The sequence below is a fragment of the Deltaproteobacteria bacterium genome (assembly GCA_022340465.1).
Taxonomy (GTDB): Bacteria; Desulfobacterota; Desulfobacteria; order Desulfobacterales; family B30-G6; genus JAJDNW01.
The window spans coordinates 19,763-36,327 of the sequence record JAJDNW010000130.1 but is presented as its reverse complement, the minus strand read 5'-3'; the positions used below and the strand labels follow the sequence as shown (position 1 = coordinate 36,327).

The following is a 16,565-nucleotide window of genomic DNA, read 5'->3' as shown; positions in this document are numbered from 1 at the left end:
GATGTTTTGTTTCCTCCCACCATGCGTCCCCCGTCTTTACAGGGCGCTGGCTTTCAGGATCCGCATACGATCGCCCGGCTGCAACCGCTAGCCGGGGTAACGTCCTTCACGGTTTCAGATACCGGCCACGGTACCATTGCAACGCCTTGACAAAGGCGGCGCAGTCTTCGAAACGGTCGTTCCGGTCGTACGCCACCGCCTTGGCGACAATGCGGTCCATGGCCGGGTTCAGGGACGGATTGAGCTGGGACGGCGTTTTCAGAAAAATCCCCTGGGGGCTGTTCTGTTTCTGCTTCAAAAGGGAAACAAGGGAGTCATATCGTATCACGGGCAGATCGGGGACCATCATGCGAAAGAGGAGAATGCCGGCGGCATACACGTCCACGCGCCCGTCGATCTCCGATGTCGATATCTGTTCCGGTGCCATGAACAACGGTGTTCCCAGTATGACCGTCTGGTCCGGGTCATCCCCCCTCACCAGTTTGGCGGTGCCGAAATCGGATATCAGCGGTCGTTTGCTGCGCTTTTCGATTAATATATTGGCCGGCTTGATATCGCGGTGGATGACGCCGTTTTCATGGGCGTAGCCCAGGGCGTCCAATACCTGGATGATGATTTTAAGCGTTGCGGCCAGCGGCAGGATTCTCCTGGAGGGGACCACGTGCTTCCCGGCCTTTTCAAGATATACCGACAGATCGTTCCCCTGAACCATCTGCATGCTCATGAACAGGAATTCGTCCGCTTCACCGACTTCATAAATGGGGATGATGTTGGGGTGGGTCAGAATAGCCGCAGCCTCCGCCTCCGCTTGAAACCTCTCCGCGGCAGCAGAGGTCATCAGCGATTTCGGCAGGATCTTCAGTGCGATTTTCCGCTTCAGCGTGCGCTGGTAAGCTTCGAAAACCAACGCCATGCTGCCCCGCCCGATCTCCCTCAGGACCGTGGATGAACCGACATCCTTACCGACAAGATGGCTCATGTCAATGGTTCTGATGGTAACCATAAACCTATTTATAGCACGGCTAAAGGATGGAACTCAACATGTTTGCATGTTATGGGTTTACAACCATGGGAATTAAACGGTATATTTTTTTCGGAGCTATAACCAATAACAAGGTAAAAGCCGGCCGGCCGGGGCGGTATTATTCCTCGGCAACCGTTGTGCCTTATTCTGGGTTATCGGCCCGTTTTTTTTTCGAAAACGCAACCGGAGGTAAACCCGCATGAAAGATAAAATATACGTGACGGCCCAGGAACTGCTCGACGACGCTTTCGAGCTCGGCCTGCGCATCTTCAAAAGCGGCTTTCGACCCAGCTTCATCATCGGCGTGTGGCGGGGCGGCACGCCTGTCGGCATCGCCGTTCAGGAAATTTTGGACCACCTGGGGGTCGAGACAGACCACATCGCCATTCGAACCTCATCCTACTACGGCATCCATGCAAGAGAAAAACGGGTTCGGGTGCACGCGCTGGAGTATGTCGTCCGTCATACAAACCGGGAGGACGGCCTCCTCATCGTAGACGATGTGTTTGACAGCGGGAACAGTATCAGGACCATCATCCAAACCCTGAAGAAAAAAATGCGCCGCAACCTCCCTGAAGACATTCGGGTCGCCACCGCATGGTTTAAACCCGCCAAGAACATAACCGACATCATCCCGGACTACTACATCCATGAAACCGACCGTTGGCTGGTCTTTCCACATGAACTCGACGGGCTGACAAGGGAAGAAATTTTTGCCAACAAACCGGGGCTGAAGGCGCTTTTCGAGAAGGTGGGGCTGGGGTGAGCCGCAAATCGGCGACCTCCGGCAGACCCGGTGGCTTATGAAGGGAGTTAGGGAGTCCGGCGCGGTGCGGGCTGCACCCACCTGTTTTTCTCCCCATCGTAAAACCACTTGTCGGGAAATCCGGAACGCCTTGTAAAGGTCGGTTCCTCGGCCCAGGTCATCAGATCCTCGTACGCCTGATAGATCCTGCGGAATGCCCCCCCGCCCCCCCCGAAATCCGGGTGGTGTTTGCGCGCCTGTCGCCGGAATGCGGATTTGATAACCTTTTTCAATTCAGGCCTGTCAAGATCTGCTCTGCTCAGCTGCAAATGCACCAGCGATCTCCCGTTTCCCTTCAGCGTCGGTATGCGAATATCCTGCGGCTTCAGCGCTCCCGGGGCATCGTTTTTCCTGTCCGCTTTTTCCAGGACAAGCCTGGAAGCCAAGTAGGATCTCCGGGTACGCTTTTTTTCCTGCCACCACCGGTTCCCGAGAACATTGGACATCTGTGAGAAATCTTCGGACGGCTTTTTCCCGCTTTCTCTCGGGTACAGAAAGCTGAAGATCCCGGATTCGTTGTAAGGCAGGATGTCCAGCACCAGCAAGCTGTCGGTAAAATAGAAGGTCGCGTACCTTGTGTTGAGGGCCTTGAGAAGGCCGGTTCTAACGTTCAATTGGTACCGCAGCTGCTGCCGGCAGGTGACAGAGCAATATTTTCGTCGGCCCAATCCCTCGGTTTTGCCGCAGGACAGGCAGCCGCCGCTTTTATGGGGGTTGACCATAGGGTTAGGATCAATCATCTTTCGTTATCAGGCCTTTTTTATTGATGGGGCTGCCGTTACCGGTATTCGTTCACTGCTGCGGTTTGGGTGCCACAGCATACATGAGAAACCCCGCATGTACAATTTAAAAATCTCATTGAAAACACCACCGTTTTTTTTTATGGTGCATCCAAAGATAATTTCACCCAAGCTCAGTTTAGGTTGCAGGCGCCGCCGTATGGACAAGAGAGGATGCGACTATGGTACAAACGATTAAAAAGTATATCCTGTACGCCGTTGTGATCGGACTCGTATACATGTTGCTCGCCAATCACTTTATCTATGTGGGCGGAAAAGAGTTCAGGATGTTGAAGAAAGAACACCTCAACCTGAAATATACCTTTTTCAGCCTTCAAAGCAAACCGGCGGAATCGATCATAAAAATCGACGATCTGAGAGAGGCCGGTATCGGAGACATACTGTACGAAGAGGGTATCGTCACCAAGGAGCAGCAGTTAAAACTGGAAGATAAATACGAATACGAATAGCATGGATCCCAGGGACCGCACCGTCCCGGGAGCAACCCCTGACCCGCCCCTACAGCACAGCATAGCCCCGGGCATATTTGGCTATTTTGCTCAAGGCTTCGTTCATGCGGTCCAGCCGGCCGGCTAAAAGCTCTATCAGGTAGTTCTTGATGTTGTCACGCATGGAGGGTTCGATTTTGTCAAAAAAATCGTCGTCGATTTTCAGGGCCAGAATCTTTTCATCTGCAATCACGTTGCTCTGTCTGGCTCTGTGCGTCAGAAAGGATATCTCACCGAACACCGACCCCGGTTTCAGCTGTGCAATGGGACTTCCGTAGCCGGTCTTGGTCACCTGGGCGCTGCCCCTTATCAGGAGATAGAGCGATGTGTAGTGATCTCCCTCCCTGATGATAATGTCCCCCTTGTTGAACGCCAGAAGCGAATGATCCATCTGGGCAAACGTTTTCTTTTCTTCTTCGGAAAAGTTCTCAAAAAGCGGCATGGTTGCGATCATATCGTATAGCGCCATTTCTTATCCTTTCCATCGTGTCGATACGGAGATGAGATATGATAGGGATATAATAGATATGAGATAAGGAACGATATCACACTTTAGTGATCGTTTAAAGTGATTTTCCTCCATCGCGACCATTGCCAACCCCATAGTCGGCTTGCGGAAACAGCGTCCCCGGGGGGCCCTATTTTTAACCGCCGATTCCGGACATCTGATCCGCCACCCGGCATTCCTCGTGCCGGGCAAAGCGGTGGGCATCGTGCTTGTGGCGGACGGCGGATCTGAATATCTCGACGATCTGTTCATCACTGCACCCCGCGCGCATCGGGCCCTTGATATCCACCTGGCGGTCTGACAGGAGGCAGGGCCTCAGGTGTCCGTCCGCCGTCAACCGCAGGCGGTTGCAGGTCGAACAGAAATGACGGCTCATGGGCCGGATGAAACCGATTTCCCCGGGGGCGTCTTTGAAGCGGTACCTCTCGGCCGGCCCGTCCATCCGATTCTTGGTTATCGGCTCCAGGCTCCCTATGGTTTCGATCCGCCGCTTTATCTCCGGCGCCAGGATCGAATCCCCGGTCTTCACCCTCGAGTTTCCGATCGGCATGTACTCGATGAACCGGACGTGGAAGGGATACGTTAAGGAGAGCCTGGCCATGTCCACGAGTTCATCTTCGTTGTGTCCTTTGAGCGCCACGACATTCAGCTTTATGGGGGCAAGGCCTGACGCTTGTGCGTGCAAAATGCCTTGCCACACACGGTCGAAAACGTCATACCCCGTAATATAGGCGAACTTGTCCCTGTCAAGCGAGTCCAAGCTCACATTGATCCGCCGGATCCCCGCGGCCTTGATCATCTCCACATTGTTTTCCAGCAGGTATCCGTTCGTGGTTATGGATATGTCGGTCAGGCCGTCCACCGCCCCCAGTCTTTTCAGAAAGTCGCCGATGCCCTTGCGTACGAGCGGCTCTCCACCGGTCACCCGCACCTTGCGAATGCCCACGGCCACGCCGATGCGAACGATCCGCAACATCTCTTCATAACGCAGGATATCGTCATGGGGCATCTTGGGGACGATCCCTTTGGGGACACAGTAAATGCAGCGGAGGTTGCATCTGTCGGTAACCGATATCCGCAGGTAGGTCAGGTGCCGGTTAAACTTGTCTTTCAGCGGGTTATTTTCCATGGGTTGCTTTCTTTAAAAATTTGTCGGCGTAAGCCGGAATCTCGTGCATCGGGGGGCGTTCGAGTCCCCCCATTTCATAAACTGCCGCTTCGTACTCGTTCTCGACAAGATTGTATTGAATCATCTCGTCAAACATTTTTTCTCTAAGTTCGATCATCCCCATCTTGATCTTGCGGTTGATAAAGGTCTTCATGATCACGAACGCCATGCGACCGAGTGCCTGGGTGGACTGGTTCCGGTGAACCCTCCGGTCAAGGTCCGTCTGCCCCATGACGTCAAGCCCCCATTTCGTATAGATGTCCATGATCATGCTGGTTTCCACCCCGTAACCGATGGGAAAAGGAATTTTATCCAGAATATCCCTGTATCCGGCGTACTCACCTGAAAGCGGCTGGATGATCTGGGTCAATTCGGGGATAAACAGTGAAAATAGCGGGCGGATCACCAGTTCCGTCACCCGTCCGCCGCCGGTGGAACGCATCTTTTTTTGCCCCAGAGCGATGGGGCGGTCGTAAAAGGCCTTCACATACCGGATGTGATCGGTCAGCAGCAGAGGGCCCAGCAGGCCGTATGCAAACCGGTGGTGAATGTTCTTGATATCGGCATCCAGGTATATGATGATATCACCGCGGGTGATATAAAGCGCCTTCCACAGATTCTCACCCTTGCCTTTGAAGTGCGCCAGATCGGGAAGGATGTCACCCGCATAATAAAACCGGGCCCCATACGCCTCGGCCGCCTCCTGAGTGCGATCGGTCGACCCGGAGTCGACCACGACGATTTCGTCGATCAGAGGAAAGCGGATCATCAGTTCCGATTTCATGATCAGGATCTCTTTGGCGATCGTGCGTTCTTCATTGAGCGTCGGCAGGCACAGGGATATTTTCAGCCCTTTGCGCTGCTTGGCCGCCGCCAGGCGATCGAGATCGGAAAACTCGGAATGGTGAAACGTGTTGCTCTTGAGCCAGTCATAGGCCATCACACACCCCGTTGTCTATGGCGGAAATCACCCCCAGGATCTGGGCGATGCCCTTATACATGGGTTCGATTATCATGGTCGCACGTTCCAGGTGATAATCCCTGCCCCGCGTCACCCCCAGGGTGACGGCAGGAATTTTGTGGGACAGGAAAATGGACAACTCCGATTCGCTGGGCTCACTGACCGGTTTGAGCTCCAACCGGTTCATGACGGCTACGGCGCTCTTTACCAGGGGGTGGGAATACCCCATTCTCGACGCATGCAGGCTGCTGATGGTATTCAACTTCAAAGCCCCCTGATATTCATGCCCGGCTCCGTTGACGATGTCCGTTATGTCGTTGAATATGCTTCTCACCATATCATCGGCATCGCTCTGTATTTCCAGCCCCAAGGTCCCGTCATAAGCGATCAGGCCATGCTTGTGCCCGCCTGAAATCTTACCGATGATGACCCGCGCCAGCGGCCGTTGGGGCAGACGCATTTGCAGAATCTGATTGATAATCTCGTTCAGGATCAAAATGGCGTTGGGTTTGAACTGGGGTTCGAATCCTGACTCCGTCGAAATGTTGCATTCAATTTCCCCCCGAATCATGCCGTAGCTGTTGTAATTGAGACGTCCCAGCTCGCCCCCCTCGATACAGACAGCTCCCCTCACCGGGGTCGACCAGGTTTTTAAAAGATGCCGGATACCTCTCAGATTGCCCCGGCCGATGGACTGGATGACACCGGCCAGCACGATATCCGACTCGAATTGCAGGCCCAGCGACTTGAAGATGTACGGCAGGGACGCAAGCACCCCTACGCCCACGGAATTGTCCATGATGCCCGCGCCCATTATGGTTTCCTCGTTGACGAGAAAGTTGTGGTCCACATCCTTGCCAAAGGGTGTGTCCATATGCGCAACCACGAAGATGGGCGGTTTGTCCTTGACGGATCCCCGGACGATGCCGATGGGGTTCTGGTATCCATCGATGGTGCATTCATCCGCGCCAAGGTCGGAAAGTCGGTCGAGAAAAAGTTGGGATTTTGCCCTTTCTTTAAACGTCGGCGCCGGTTCCTGACCAAGAAGCACGATGTTGGTGATAATGGTCTCCTTCAATGCCCGGACGGCATGGGCATATTCGGTTAACCTGTCCAGGTATGATTGCATAAACCCTCCCCCGGCGAACACCTCCGTCAAGACGGCTTATAATGATCCACGATGGCCCCGTAGAGCCCCGGAATCGTATATTCCCGGGCAACGATATGAACATCGAATCCGAGCGCTTCGGCAGTTGCGGCCGTTATCGGTCCGATGCAGGCAATCGTCGTTTTTCCGACGAGTGCAGGGAATTTATCCGCCGGCAGCAGACGTTTGAAGTTCTTGACGGTCGAGGAGCTGGTGAACGTAATACAGTCGACGTTTCCTTTTTCCAGATTGTCAATCAGGGTCCCGCCGTTCCGATCCTCGACTTCGGTGACGTATGCGATGACTTCGTCCACCCGGGCCCCCATGCGGGTCAACGCCTCGGGCAGAACGGAACGCGCTTCCCTGGCCCGTGGAAGCAGGACGCTTTTATCCGCGATCGCCACCTTCTCGAAAGCGGCAGCCATCGACTCCGCCCGGTAGTTTTCAGGAATGATGTCGCATCGAATGCCGTAATCCATGAGGCGTTCCGCCGTGGCGGGGCCGATGGCCGCCACCTGGATGCCCTGCAGCGATCGGCTGTCCAATCCTGCGTTAAAAATCCGTTCGAAAAAAAATGTCACGCCGTTTACACTGGTAAAGACAAGCCAGTCATAGCCGGCGATCCGGTCGACAGCCCGATCCAGCGCCTGCCAGCTTTCAGGCGGCACTACTTTGATGGTCGGACACTCCAGGCAATCCGCACCGGCGTCTGTCAGCATCTGCAGGAATCCGCTGGCCTGTTTCCTGGCACGCGTAACCACGATGCGCCTGCCCAGCAGCGGACGCTTCTCGAACCACTTCATCCGTTCGCGCAAACGCACGACATCCCCGATGACGATCAACGCCGGTGGTTTCATACCGGCTTTGCCGGCCTCTTTTTCTATGGTTCCCAAGGTGCCGGTGACAGTGGTCTGCCGAGGCGTCGTTCCCCAGCCGATCAGGGCTGCCGGTCTTTCCGGCGTCAGGCCGTGCCGCATCAGCTGGTTGACGATATACTTGAGATTTTTGACCCCCATGAAAAAAACCAGGGTGCCGATTCCCGAGGCCAGTGCTTTCCAGTCGATGCCCGACGACGCCTTCCCGGGGTCCTCATGGCCGGTGACGAAGGCCACGGTGGAGGTGAATTTGCGATGGGTCAGGGGAATACCGGCATAGGCCGGTGCGGCTACCGCCGAGGTGACCCCCGGAACGACTTCAAAGGAAATGCCCGCTTCGATGAGCACTTCGACCTCTTCACCGCCCCTGCCGAAGATGAACGGATCGCCCCCTTTCAATCGGGTTACGACCAGCCCCTGGGAGGCTTTTTCCACCAGCAGGGCGTTGATCCTGGACTGGGAAAGGGTGTGATCCCCTCCCTTCTTCCCCACGTAGATGAGTTCGGCATCGCTTTTGGCATGCCGCAGTAGGGATTCGGCCGCCAGATAGTCGTAAACGACGACATCCGCCCGTTGGATGCACTGTCTGCCCTTAAGGGTAATCAGGCCCGGGTCACCAGGGCCGGCTCCCACCAGGTAAACGATTCCCCGCCTCTTGTTCATACCTGATCCTGCTGAAGTTGTTTTAGTATGCGCTCCGCACCCATCTCTACCAGGCGCTCGGCCAACGTGATGCCGATCCTCTCGGTTTCCGCCACAGGGCCCTCGCCCTCTTCCCGCAGGCACTCGGAACCGTCGATTTGCGCTACCAGTCCGGTCAGACAATAGCGGTCGCCGCTGATTTTGCCGTAAGCCGCAATGGGTACCTGGCAGCTGCCCCCCATCCGGTGCAGGAATGCCCTTTCACCGGTAACCGCCATGCGTGTCTCCCGGTGATCCAGTTCGGCTGCGATGCGTCCGATCATTTCATCGTCCTCCCGCGTCTCGATGCACAGGGCCCCCTGGCCGGCGGCGGGAAGCATGACCGACGCGTCCAGGTACTCCGAAATTTTTCCGGCCATCCCCATGCGTTTCATACCGGCGGCGGCCAGTACGATGGCATCCATTTCTCCGGCTTCCAGTTTTCTCAAGCGGGTATCCAGGTTGCCCCGCAAGGGCGTGATGCTCAAATCGGGTCGGGCAAACAGCAGCTGGGCGGCACGGCGAAGACTGCTGGTGCCGATGCGGCTCCCCTTTTTCAATTCGGAAAGCCGACGGCCGTCTTTCGCTATCAAGACATCGTGGGGCGTCTCCCGCGCGGGGATGGCCCCGACGCAGAGCCCCCCGGGCAGATCCGCGGGCATGTCCTTCATGCTGTGAACCGCCATATCGATTCTTCGGGCAAGCAACGCCTCTTCGATCTCCTTTACGAACAGGCCCTTTCCGCCGATCTTCGCCAGGGGCACGTCCAGTATCTTGTCCCCCCTGGTTTTGATGACCGTGATCTCTACCTCGAGGGAGGGATGGCCCGCTTCTATGGCTGACTTGACCCAGTTCGCCTGCCACAGCGCGAGTTTGCTGCCACGGGTACCGATTCTGACGCATGCCGGCATCAGGTCGTTCCACATCCCGCACAACTCGAAGCCGAGCAGCCGCCGCATGAGGACGCTCCCGCCGATGCACCGACAGTTTCACCGGAGCTCCCCTTGCTGACAAACCCGCAGGCGGATATCAACCGCCCGACATTTTCGCTGTTGCATGCGGAACAGGCGGGCTTTTCGCTGCCAAACACCAGCCGTTCGAAATCGTGTCCACACTCATTGCAGTGATATTCATAAATCGGCATTATCTTATCATTCTCCTTTCCCAACGCTAGCGCGGCCCTCCTGCCCTCCTTGGGACAGTGCCGCCCTGGCCGCCGCGATCCACTCCTCGGCGTCGTAGCCGAGATCCCGTGCCTTTTCAAACATGGTCAGCGCCCTTTGCGTCTTTTCCTGGTTCATCAGTACCTGCCCGAAGCGGCAGGCAAAAAGTCCGTTTTCCGGAGAAAGCTCCACACTTTTCTCACAGAAAATAAGCGGGATCTCCGGATTCTCTCCCATCTCGTCATACAACAGCCCCAGAGCCGATAACGCATCGGCATCATTCGGGTTGCGCCTTATAGCCGATTTATAGGCACGGACCGCTTCGTCCGTCAGGCCCATGCCACGGCTGCATTCACCCATCAGGTAGTGGGCCTTGCCGAAAGCGGGATTCAGCTTTACCGCCCTTTCCAGGTATGGCTTGGCCCTCTCCTGGTGTCCGGCTTCCACCAGGAGCTTTCCCGTGTGGAAGGCGATTTCAAAAATGCTGCCGTCCTGTGCGTCGGCGCGCATGAAATACGCCAGGGCACCTTCGGGGTCGTCCAACATGGCCTTGACGTATCCGGCGTTGTGCAGCGCCAGCACGCTATTGGGGTTAATGGCCAGGACAGTTTCAAAATATCCGAGCGCCCCGGCAAGGTCCCCCAGTTCCCCGTAGCAGACCCCCAGGCTGTTGTTGAGATTTTCGTCCCGGGGATCGATTCTCAGGCCGCGCTCGAACTCGTCGGCTGCGCCTTTGATATCCCCCGCCTGGTACAGGACATCCCCGCTGATATTCAAGCTGACGGCATCGAAGGCCACCGTGCTGCCGGGGCCGAGAAATGCGGCGTGGTTTAAGGCCTTATACGCATTTTCCACGATCTCGTCCCGGTTATAGTCGAGCATCGGATACCTGGCGGTACCGATGGATACGCTGCCGTTGTTGAGCGCGTGAACCCCCCGGATAATTTCTTCCGCTGTCTTCAGGCAGGCATCGTCATCGAAACCCGGCACGCAGCAGCCGAACATGCCGCTCTCCATCGCCCCCCAAACACCGTCCGCCCGGCGGCACACCGCCTCGACAACCCCGGCGATGTGGTCCGCCTGTGGCCCCGGATCTTCGTGGGCGGCGTTGCCGGTGTGTGCGGCCGCTTGATCCGCTCTCACCACCAGCACCCCGAACATGTCGGCTTCAGATGTCGCTTTATTGATTCCGTTGATGAATTCAAGGTCATCGTATCGGTTGGTTTCCAGTACCCGGCCATCCGCCGTGCCGGCACCGTTGAGTGCGGAATCAAAACCGTTCTTGAGCCTGCTCAACCGGCTGCGCAAAAATTCCCGCGCGCTGCTTTTTGTGGAAACAGCCTTCTCGTGGCGCTTGTTTTTCCCCACGTTCAACAATCCTTAACCATTATGAAAGCCTCCGACCCGTGCCGGACGCAGGTCATGCATCGCCCGTCCGCATGACGCTTTTCACCGCATTCACGATGATGGGAAATTCATCTTCCCGCACGGTGCGAACATCCAGAATAAAAAGATCCGCTTCGATCCGCCCGATGACCGCTGGCCGCCCGCCACGGAGAAGCCGCTCCAACCGGTTTACCGACATGCCTTTCGGTTCGACGCCCACACAGGTGGTCGGCAGATCCGCAAGCGGCATGGCTCCTCCTCCCGCGCGGGAGGTCCCTCCGATCGTCCTTACATCGAAATGTTCCCCGGCCGTCCGTTCAAGCATAGCGGCAAGCCGCCCGGCTTTCTCCTCCAGGATTTCCGGTGCTGCCGTCAGCATTTTCAATGTGGGAATTTCTTCAACGGCCTGTTTTTCATCCCTGTAAAGACGCAGGGTGCTCTCCAACGCGGCGAGGGTCAGTTTGTCGATGCGCAGGGCCCTCGTGAGCGGATTCTGTTTGATTCTGTCGAGAATCGCCTTCGATCCCGCAATGATGCCGGCCTGGGGTCCGCCCAGCAACTTGTCGCCGCTGAAGGTAACGACGTCCAGCCCGGCGGCGATCGATTCCTGCACGGTCGGTTCATTGATACCGCCGTATTTGGAAAAATCGACGAAGGTTCCGCTGCCGAGGTCCTCCATCACCGGCAACCGATGTTGTCTACCCATGGCCACCAGTTCTTTCAGGGACAGGCTCTTGGTAAAGCCCACCACACTGAAATTGCTCGTGTGCACCTTCAGCAGTAAAGCGGTTTCACTGTCGATCGCCGTTTCATAGTCCCTGGCGTGGGTGCGATTGGTGGCGCCCACCTCCGTGAGCAGGGCGCCGCTTTTGGCCATTACATCCGGAATCCGGAAAGAGCCTCCTATTTCCACGAGTTCGCCCCGTGAAACCACCACTTTTTTCCCCTTGGCAAGCGTATCCAGGCAGAGCAGCACGCCACCCGCGTTGTTGTTTACCGCCATGGCCGCCTCGGCACCACTGATTTCACAAATCAGGTCCTCGACGGCACTGTAGCGCGACCCCCTTTTTCCGGATGCAAGATCGAATTCAAGGTTTGAATACCCGGCTCCGATGGCCTCGAGGTTGCTGATGGCGGCTGCGGCCAGCCGTGAACGCCCGAGGTTCGTGTGCACAATAACCCCGGTGGCGTTGACCAGCGGGTGCAGATTGAGAGCCATACGCTTTTCGGCGATTCGGCAGGCCTTCTCCAGCGCACCTGCGTCCTGTACAAGGGACGCAGCGCTATCCGGGTCGCCCCGGAGGATGGACGCCCGTATCTCCTCGATCGCCTCCCTGGCGCCGGCCAGCCTGACCGAACGCGGGACACCGTCGAACCGCGGATCGGTCCGCATGCGTTCCAGCAGGTGATCGACTCCCGGCAGGTTTTTCAACAATTCCCGTTTGATGTCATCCTTGACCATGGGTCCCCTCACCCGTGCCATCCCGCCGCACACGGCGTTTGCCGGCCTCCATCGCGGACATTTTCCGAAGCGGGCCGCTATTAACTATCCGTAAACAATATATCTTATATCTGCACCGCTCGAATTTCAACTTTTTTTTCCAAGCGCAGCCTTTCCCTCACCGTTCTTTTTTCATTACAAAAGTTGAACCCGCCATGTAAAAATGATAGAACCCCGTTCAGCAAACGTCATGGAGGCAGCATGCAGAATCTTCTCGTAACCGGCGGCTGCGGCTTTATCGGCAGCAATTTCATCCATTACCTTTTCTCGAGAGACGACTTCAAGGGCCGCATCATCAACGTGGACAAACTGACCTATGCCGGCAACATGGAAAACCTTGCCGGCATCGCCGAGCAATATCCGGAACGCTACATTTTTTCCCAAACGGACATCTGCGACAAAGACGCCCTCGACCGTGTGTTTCAGGCCTACAATGTCGACGGCGTCTGCCATTTTGCCGCAGAATCCCATGTGGACAGGTCCATTCTGGGGCCCGACGATTTCATCAGAACCAACATCCTGGGCACTTTCAACCTGCTGGAAATTATCAGGGAAAGGACGGGCCAGGTTTCCCTGATGCACCATGTCAGCACCGATGAGGTCTACGGTTCTCTCGGCAAGACGGGACTGTTCACCGAAAAGACACCGTATGACCCCAGCAGTCCCTATTCGGCATCCAAGGCCTCTTCGGATCATCTGGTTAGAGCCTATTACCGGACCTATGGTCTACCGGTAACCCTTTCCAATTGTTCCAACAATTACGGCCCTTACCAGTTCCCGGAAAAGCTGATTCCCCTCATGATTTTAAATGCCCGCGAAGGCAGGCCCCTTCCCGTTTACGGTCAGGGGCTCAATGTCAGGGACTGGCTTTATGTCGAGGATCACTGTCGCGCCATCTGGGGCATCATGCAGCAGGGAAAAACAGGCGAAACCTACAACGTCGGCGGTCGGTGTGAAATGCAAAACATAGACGTGGTCCGGCTGATATGCAACCTCCTTGACGAAATGGAACCCCTCGAGGACCGGGATGCCGGAAAACCGTCGCGGGAGAGCCTGATCACCTTTGTGAAGGACCGCCCCGGCCACGACCTGCGCTACGCCATCGATTTCAACAAGATCAACAGCGAACTGGGATGGACGCCCCTGGAAACGTTCGAAAGCGGCATGAAAAAAACCATCGACTGGTACCTGAACAACCCGGAATGGACCAGCCGGGTACGCAGCGGCGCATACCGGAAATGGATCGACACCCAATACGAAACTCCCGGTTGAACCCGCGGCCCAACCGGAATTTTCGTATGTAGCGCGGCTGCGCCGCTTAGACACAGGGAAGCGTTATATGACCACGAAAGAACCCAGAGACTACCTCATTTTCCCGCTTGACCTGCCTTCGGCGGACGAGGCGCTGACCTACGTGAAAGCGCTGGCCCACCTGGTGGGAACCTTCAAAGTCGGGCTGGAGCTGTTTATCAAGACCGGCCCGGAAATCATCCACCGGATCAGACGCCACGCGCCGGATGCGAAAATTTTCCTGGACCTGAAGCTTCACGACATACCCGAGACCGTTCGGCGGGCCATGCGCCAGGTGGCCGCGTACGGTGTCGACCTGGCCACGGTTCACTGCGGCGATTCGGTCAGGATGCTCGAGGCCGCCGTCGAGGGAGCCGGTGAAAGCGTGCGGGTTCTCGGCGTCACGGTGCTGACCAGCCTGGGAAGCGATGACCTCAAAGAGGCGGGATACGAACGCACCTATGCCGACAATCTGCAGGCGCTGGTTCTGAAAAAGGCCCAGGCCGCCGCCAGATCCGGATGCGCCGGCGTTATCTGCTCCCCCCTGGAAGCCGGAACGGTTAAAAGCCGCTGCGGCAGCGATTTTCTGGCGGTGACCCCCGGCGTCCGCCCGGGGACAACAAACGGCGCTCACGACGACCAGGTCCGGGTGGCCACACCGGCCGGAGCCATCCAAAACGGATCGGATTACCTGGTCATCGGCCGCCCCATCAGGGATGCGGCCCATCCCGTTGCCGCCGCCAGGGCAATCCTGGCAGAAATCGAACAGGCAATTTCGTAATTATAACAAAATGTTCGAGAATTATGCCTTCGGCTAAATCCAAAGGCTTGGAGGTATAGGGCCAAGCAAAAAGCCAGCTTATAGGTCATAGCTGATAGCGGGCTATGAGCTACGTGCTATCAGCTATGAGCTTTTCCGTGGAATCCTCGAATCCTTTTTCCGTACGGAGCATTACGGCGTTGTAAAGAGATACCGCAACACCACGCCCGCCAGGATGACGGCGCCCACCAGAAGGACGAGCTTGAGCTGATCGGCATTGAAGCGTTTCAAGGGGCGGCTTACTCCGCGTCAAGGCCGAAGGCCGTGTGCAGAACGCGGACCGCCAGTTCGGTGTACTTCTCCTCGATGATGCAGGATATTCTGATCTCCGACGTGCTGATCATGATGATGTTGATATTTTCCCGGGCGAGCGCATTGAACATGATCGAGGCCACACCCGAATGGTTTTTCATGCCCACACCGATGGCGGACACCTTGGCGATATGTTCATCGCCGAAAACGTCCTCCGCACCTATCTCCGCAGCGACTTTTCGCTGAATGTCGAGGGTCTTCCTGAAATCCGACGTCGGCACCGTAAACGTCAGATCCGTCTGCCCCCCGACACGCGTATTTTGAATGATCATGTCGACGACGACGCCCGCTTCCGCCACAGGTGAAAATATCTTGGCGGCGATCCCCGGTTGATCCGGCACCTTTTTCAGGGTAATACGGGCTTGGTCCTTGTCGTGGGTTACCCCGGACACCATCAGCTGTTCCATTCCGAAATCCTCGTTTACCACCATTGTTCCTTCCTCCTCGGAAAATGACGACCGTACGTGCACGGGTATGTTGTATTTCTTGGCAAATCCCACCGACCTTATCTGCAGGACCTTTGCACCGAGGCTGGCCATGTTGAGCATCTCGTCATACGATATCATTTTAAGTTTTCTTGCCTTGTGGCAGACATTCGGGTCAGCGGTGTAGATTCCGTCCACGTCCGTATATATCTCGCACATGTCGGCCTTGAGCGCTGCGGCAATGGCCACGGCCGACGTGTCCGAACCGCCGCGGCCCAGAGTGGTTATGTTGCCTTGCAAATCGATTCCCTGGAACCCGGCTACCACGACGATGGTTCCTTTTTCCAACAGCTCCGTGATTCGTTTGGCGCCTATTTCGATGATGCGCGCATTCCCGAAATCGCAGTCGGTCACCACCTCCGCCTGGTGGCCCAGCAAAGACTGCGCCGGGTAATCCATGGATTTCAGCATCATGGCCAGCAAGGCCGCGGTGGTCTGCTCGCCGGTGGCCAGCAGGACGTCCAGTTCCCGTTTGTCCGGATCATCGCTCACACCGGTTGCCATGTTGATGAGCTTGTCGGTTACGCCGGCCATGGCCGACAGAATGACAACCACGTTGTTCCCCCGGTCATGGGTTTTGATTACCTTTTTTGCCACGTTCCGGATTCTATCCAGATCCGCCACTGAAGTTCCGCCGTATTTTTGTACGATCAACGCCATGATGGTTCCCTCAACCTTTTTTCGGTTTCCTTTAACAGATCGGAATGGCTCTGTCCAGTTCCGGATAGGTAAACCACACGGTAAGATTCACCGGCCGTCAGGATCCGCACCGACACATGTTCCTCGAGATCCTTCAGCTCGATCCGCTCGGCCCATTCTATGGCCACGACGCCCTCACCGCCGGCCAGGTCATCCAGCTCGAGGTCTTCTAAATCCGCACCCCCTTCGAGGCGGTAGAGGTCTGCGTGATAGAGGGGCAGCCGTCCCGGGTAGGCATTGATCAGTGTGTACGAAGGGCTGGTGACATAGTATTCGTCGGGAACCGACAGGCCGCGTGCCAGCCCCTGCACGAAGACGGTCTTGCCGCTTCCCAGGTCACCGGTCAGGGCAATCACCACCGGTGCCGTGATGGATCGCCCCATAGCTTCGCCCAGTTCTGCGGTCTCCTGCGCCGAGTTGGTGGTAAAAGCGAGTTCCATAACGACTCGATG

Annotated in this window: 17 protein-coding genes; 4 read left to right on the top strand and 13 right to left on the bottom strand. The window is 56.5% G+C overall.

Translation table 11 applies throughout. The features are described from left to right. Positions 1 to 106: 106 nt before the first annotated feature. Positions 107 to 1,003 carry a serine/threonine protein kinase gene (locus tag LJE94_17425; protein MCG6911883.1) on the bottom strand — a complete coding sequence of 299 codons (897 nt, stop codon included), beginning with the start codon at positions 1,001 to 1,003 and terminating at the stop codon, positions 107 to 109. A 220-nt stretch (positions 1,004 to 1,223) separates the two neighbouring features. Here LJE94_17425 and LJE94_17420 point away from each other — a divergent pair, with 220 nt between their 5' ends. Then, complete coding sequence (locus LJE94_17420) at positions 1,224 to 1,790, top strand: hypoxanthine phosphoribosyltransferase (GenBank protein MCG6911882.1); 567 nt, start codon at positions 1,224 to 1,226, stop codon at positions 1,788 to 1,790. Positions 1,791 to 1,837: 47 nt separating this feature from the next. Here the strand turns inward: LJE94_17420 and LJE94_17415 are convergent, their stop codons facing one another. Continuing rightward, a complete protein-coding gene (locus tag LJE94_17415) occupies positions 1,838 to 2,569 on the bottom strand; it encodes a J domain-containing protein (protein ID MCG6911881.1) in 732 nt (243 codons plus the stop codon). A gap of 221 nt (positions 2,570 to 2,790) precedes the next feature. Here LJE94_17415 and LJE94_17410 point away from each other — a divergent pair, with 221 nt between their 5' ends. Next, the gene (locus LJE94_17410) at positions 2,791 to 3,078 is read left to right on the top strand and encodes a hypothetical protein (GenBank protein ID MCG6911880.1); all 288 of its coding nucleotides are present in this window, start codon (positions 2,791 to 2,793) and stop codon (positions 3,076 to 3,078) included. Between the two features lie 49 nt (positions 3,079 to 3,127). On the opposite strand, the gene LJE94_17405 is transcribed toward LJE94_17410, so the two are convergent. From LJE94_17405 to selA, 9 genes are all read right to left on the bottom strand, one after another. Then, on the bottom strand, positions 3,128 to 3,586 hold the full coding sequence (locus tag LJE94_17405; GenBank protein MCG6911879.1) for a cyclic nucleotide-binding domain-containing protein: 459 nt from the start codon (positions 3,584 to 3,586) through the stop codon (positions 3,128 to 3,130). A gap of 175 nt (positions 3,587 to 3,761) precedes the next feature. After that, positions 3,762 to 4,754, bottom strand: coding sequence for a GTP 3',8-cyclase MoaA (gene moaA / locus LJE94_17400; protein MCG6911878.1), 993 nt, complete (start codon positions 4,752 to 4,754; stop codon positions 3,762 to 3,764). Further along, positions 4,744 to 5,733 (bottom strand): glucosyl-3-phosphoglycerate synthase, encoded by a 990-nt coding sequence (locus LJE94_17395; protein ID MCG6911877.1) that lies wholly within the window; start codon positions 5,731 to 5,733, stop codon positions 4,744 to 4,746. The genes moaA and LJE94_17395 overlap by 11 nt, the downstream gene beginning before the upstream one ends. Further along, entirely contained in the window at positions 5,723 to 6,883 is a 1,161-nt protein-coding gene (locus LJE94_17390; GenBank protein ID MCG6911876.1) for a hypothetical protein, read from the bottom strand. Before LJE94_17390 ends, LJE94_17395 begins: the two co-directional genes overlap by 11 nt. Before the next feature lie 26 nt (positions 6,884 to 6,909). Beyond that, a complete protein-coding gene (gene cobA, locus LJE94_17385) occupies positions 6,910 to 8,439 on the bottom strand; it encodes a uroporphyrinogen-III C-methyltransferase (protein MCG6911875.1) in 1,530 nt (509 codons plus the stop codon). Then, positions 8,436 to 9,371 (bottom strand): hydroxymethylbilane synthase, encoded by a 936-nt coding sequence (gene hemC / locus LJE94_17380; GenBank protein MCG6911874.1) that lies wholly within the window; start codon positions 9,369 to 9,371, stop codon positions 8,436 to 8,438. Before hemC ends, cobA begins: the two co-directional genes overlap by 4 nt. Beyond that, positions 9,368 to 9,601 carry a zinc ribbon domain-containing protein gene (locus LJE94_17375; protein MCG6911873.1) on the bottom strand — a complete coding sequence of 78 codons (234 nt, stop codon included), beginning with the start codon at positions 9,599 to 9,601 and terminating at the stop codon, positions 9,368 to 9,370. The genes hemC and LJE94_17375 overlap by 4 nt, the downstream gene beginning before the upstream one ends. Before the next feature lie 7 nt (positions 9,602 to 9,608). Next, positions 9,609 to 10,988: a tetratricopeptide repeat protein gene (locus LJE94_17370; GenBank protein ID MCG6911872.1), complete on the bottom strand. Its 1,380-nt coding sequence runs from the start codon at positions 10,986 to 10,988 to the stop codon at positions 9,609 to 9,611. Positions 10,989 to 11,040: 52 nt separating this feature from the next. Then, positions 11,041 to 12,468 (bottom strand): L-seryl-tRNA(Sec) selenium transferase, encoded by a 1,428-nt coding sequence (gene selA / locus LJE94_17365; GenBank protein ID MCG6911871.1) that lies wholly within the window; start codon positions 12,466 to 12,468, stop codon positions 11,041 to 11,043. A gap of 240 nt (positions 12,469 to 12,708) precedes the next feature. Between selA and rfbB the strand changes: the two genes are divergently transcribed. Both rfbB and pyrF read left to right on the top strand, forming a co-directional pair. Next, entirely contained in the window at positions 12,709 to 13,779 is a 1,071-nt protein-coding gene (rfbB, locus tag LJE94_17360) for a dTDP-glucose 4,6-dehydratase (GenBank protein ID MCG6911870.1), read from the top strand. 67 nt (positions 13,780 to 13,846) lie between these two features. Continuing rightward, positions 13,847 to 14,578 carry an orotidine-5'-phosphate decarboxylase gene (pyrF, locus tag LJE94_17355; protein ID MCG6911869.1) on the top strand — a complete coding sequence of 244 codons (732 nt, stop codon included), beginning with the start codon at positions 13,847 to 13,849 and terminating at the stop codon, positions 14,576 to 14,578. Between the two features lie 278 nt (positions 14,579 to 14,856). On the opposite strand, the gene LJE94_17350 is transcribed toward pyrF, so the two are convergent. Together LJE94_17350 and tsaE are read right to left on the bottom strand one after the other, a co-directional pair. After that, positions 14,857 to 16,074: an aspartate kinase gene (locus LJE94_17350; GenBank protein MCG6911868.1), complete on the bottom strand. Its 1,218-nt coding sequence runs from the start codon at positions 16,072 to 16,074 to the stop codon at positions 14,857 to 14,859. Beyond that, positions 16,065 to 16,553 (bottom strand): tRNA (adenosine(37)-N6)-threonylcarbamoyltransferase complex ATPase subunit type 1 TsaE, encoded by a 489-nt coding sequence (tsaE, locus tag LJE94_17345; GenBank protein ID MCG6911867.1) that lies wholly within the window; start codon positions 16,551 to 16,553, stop codon positions 16,065 to 16,067. The genes LJE94_17350 and tsaE overlap by 10 nt, the downstream gene beginning before the upstream one ends. Positions 16,554 to 16,565: the final 12 nt, after the last annotated feature.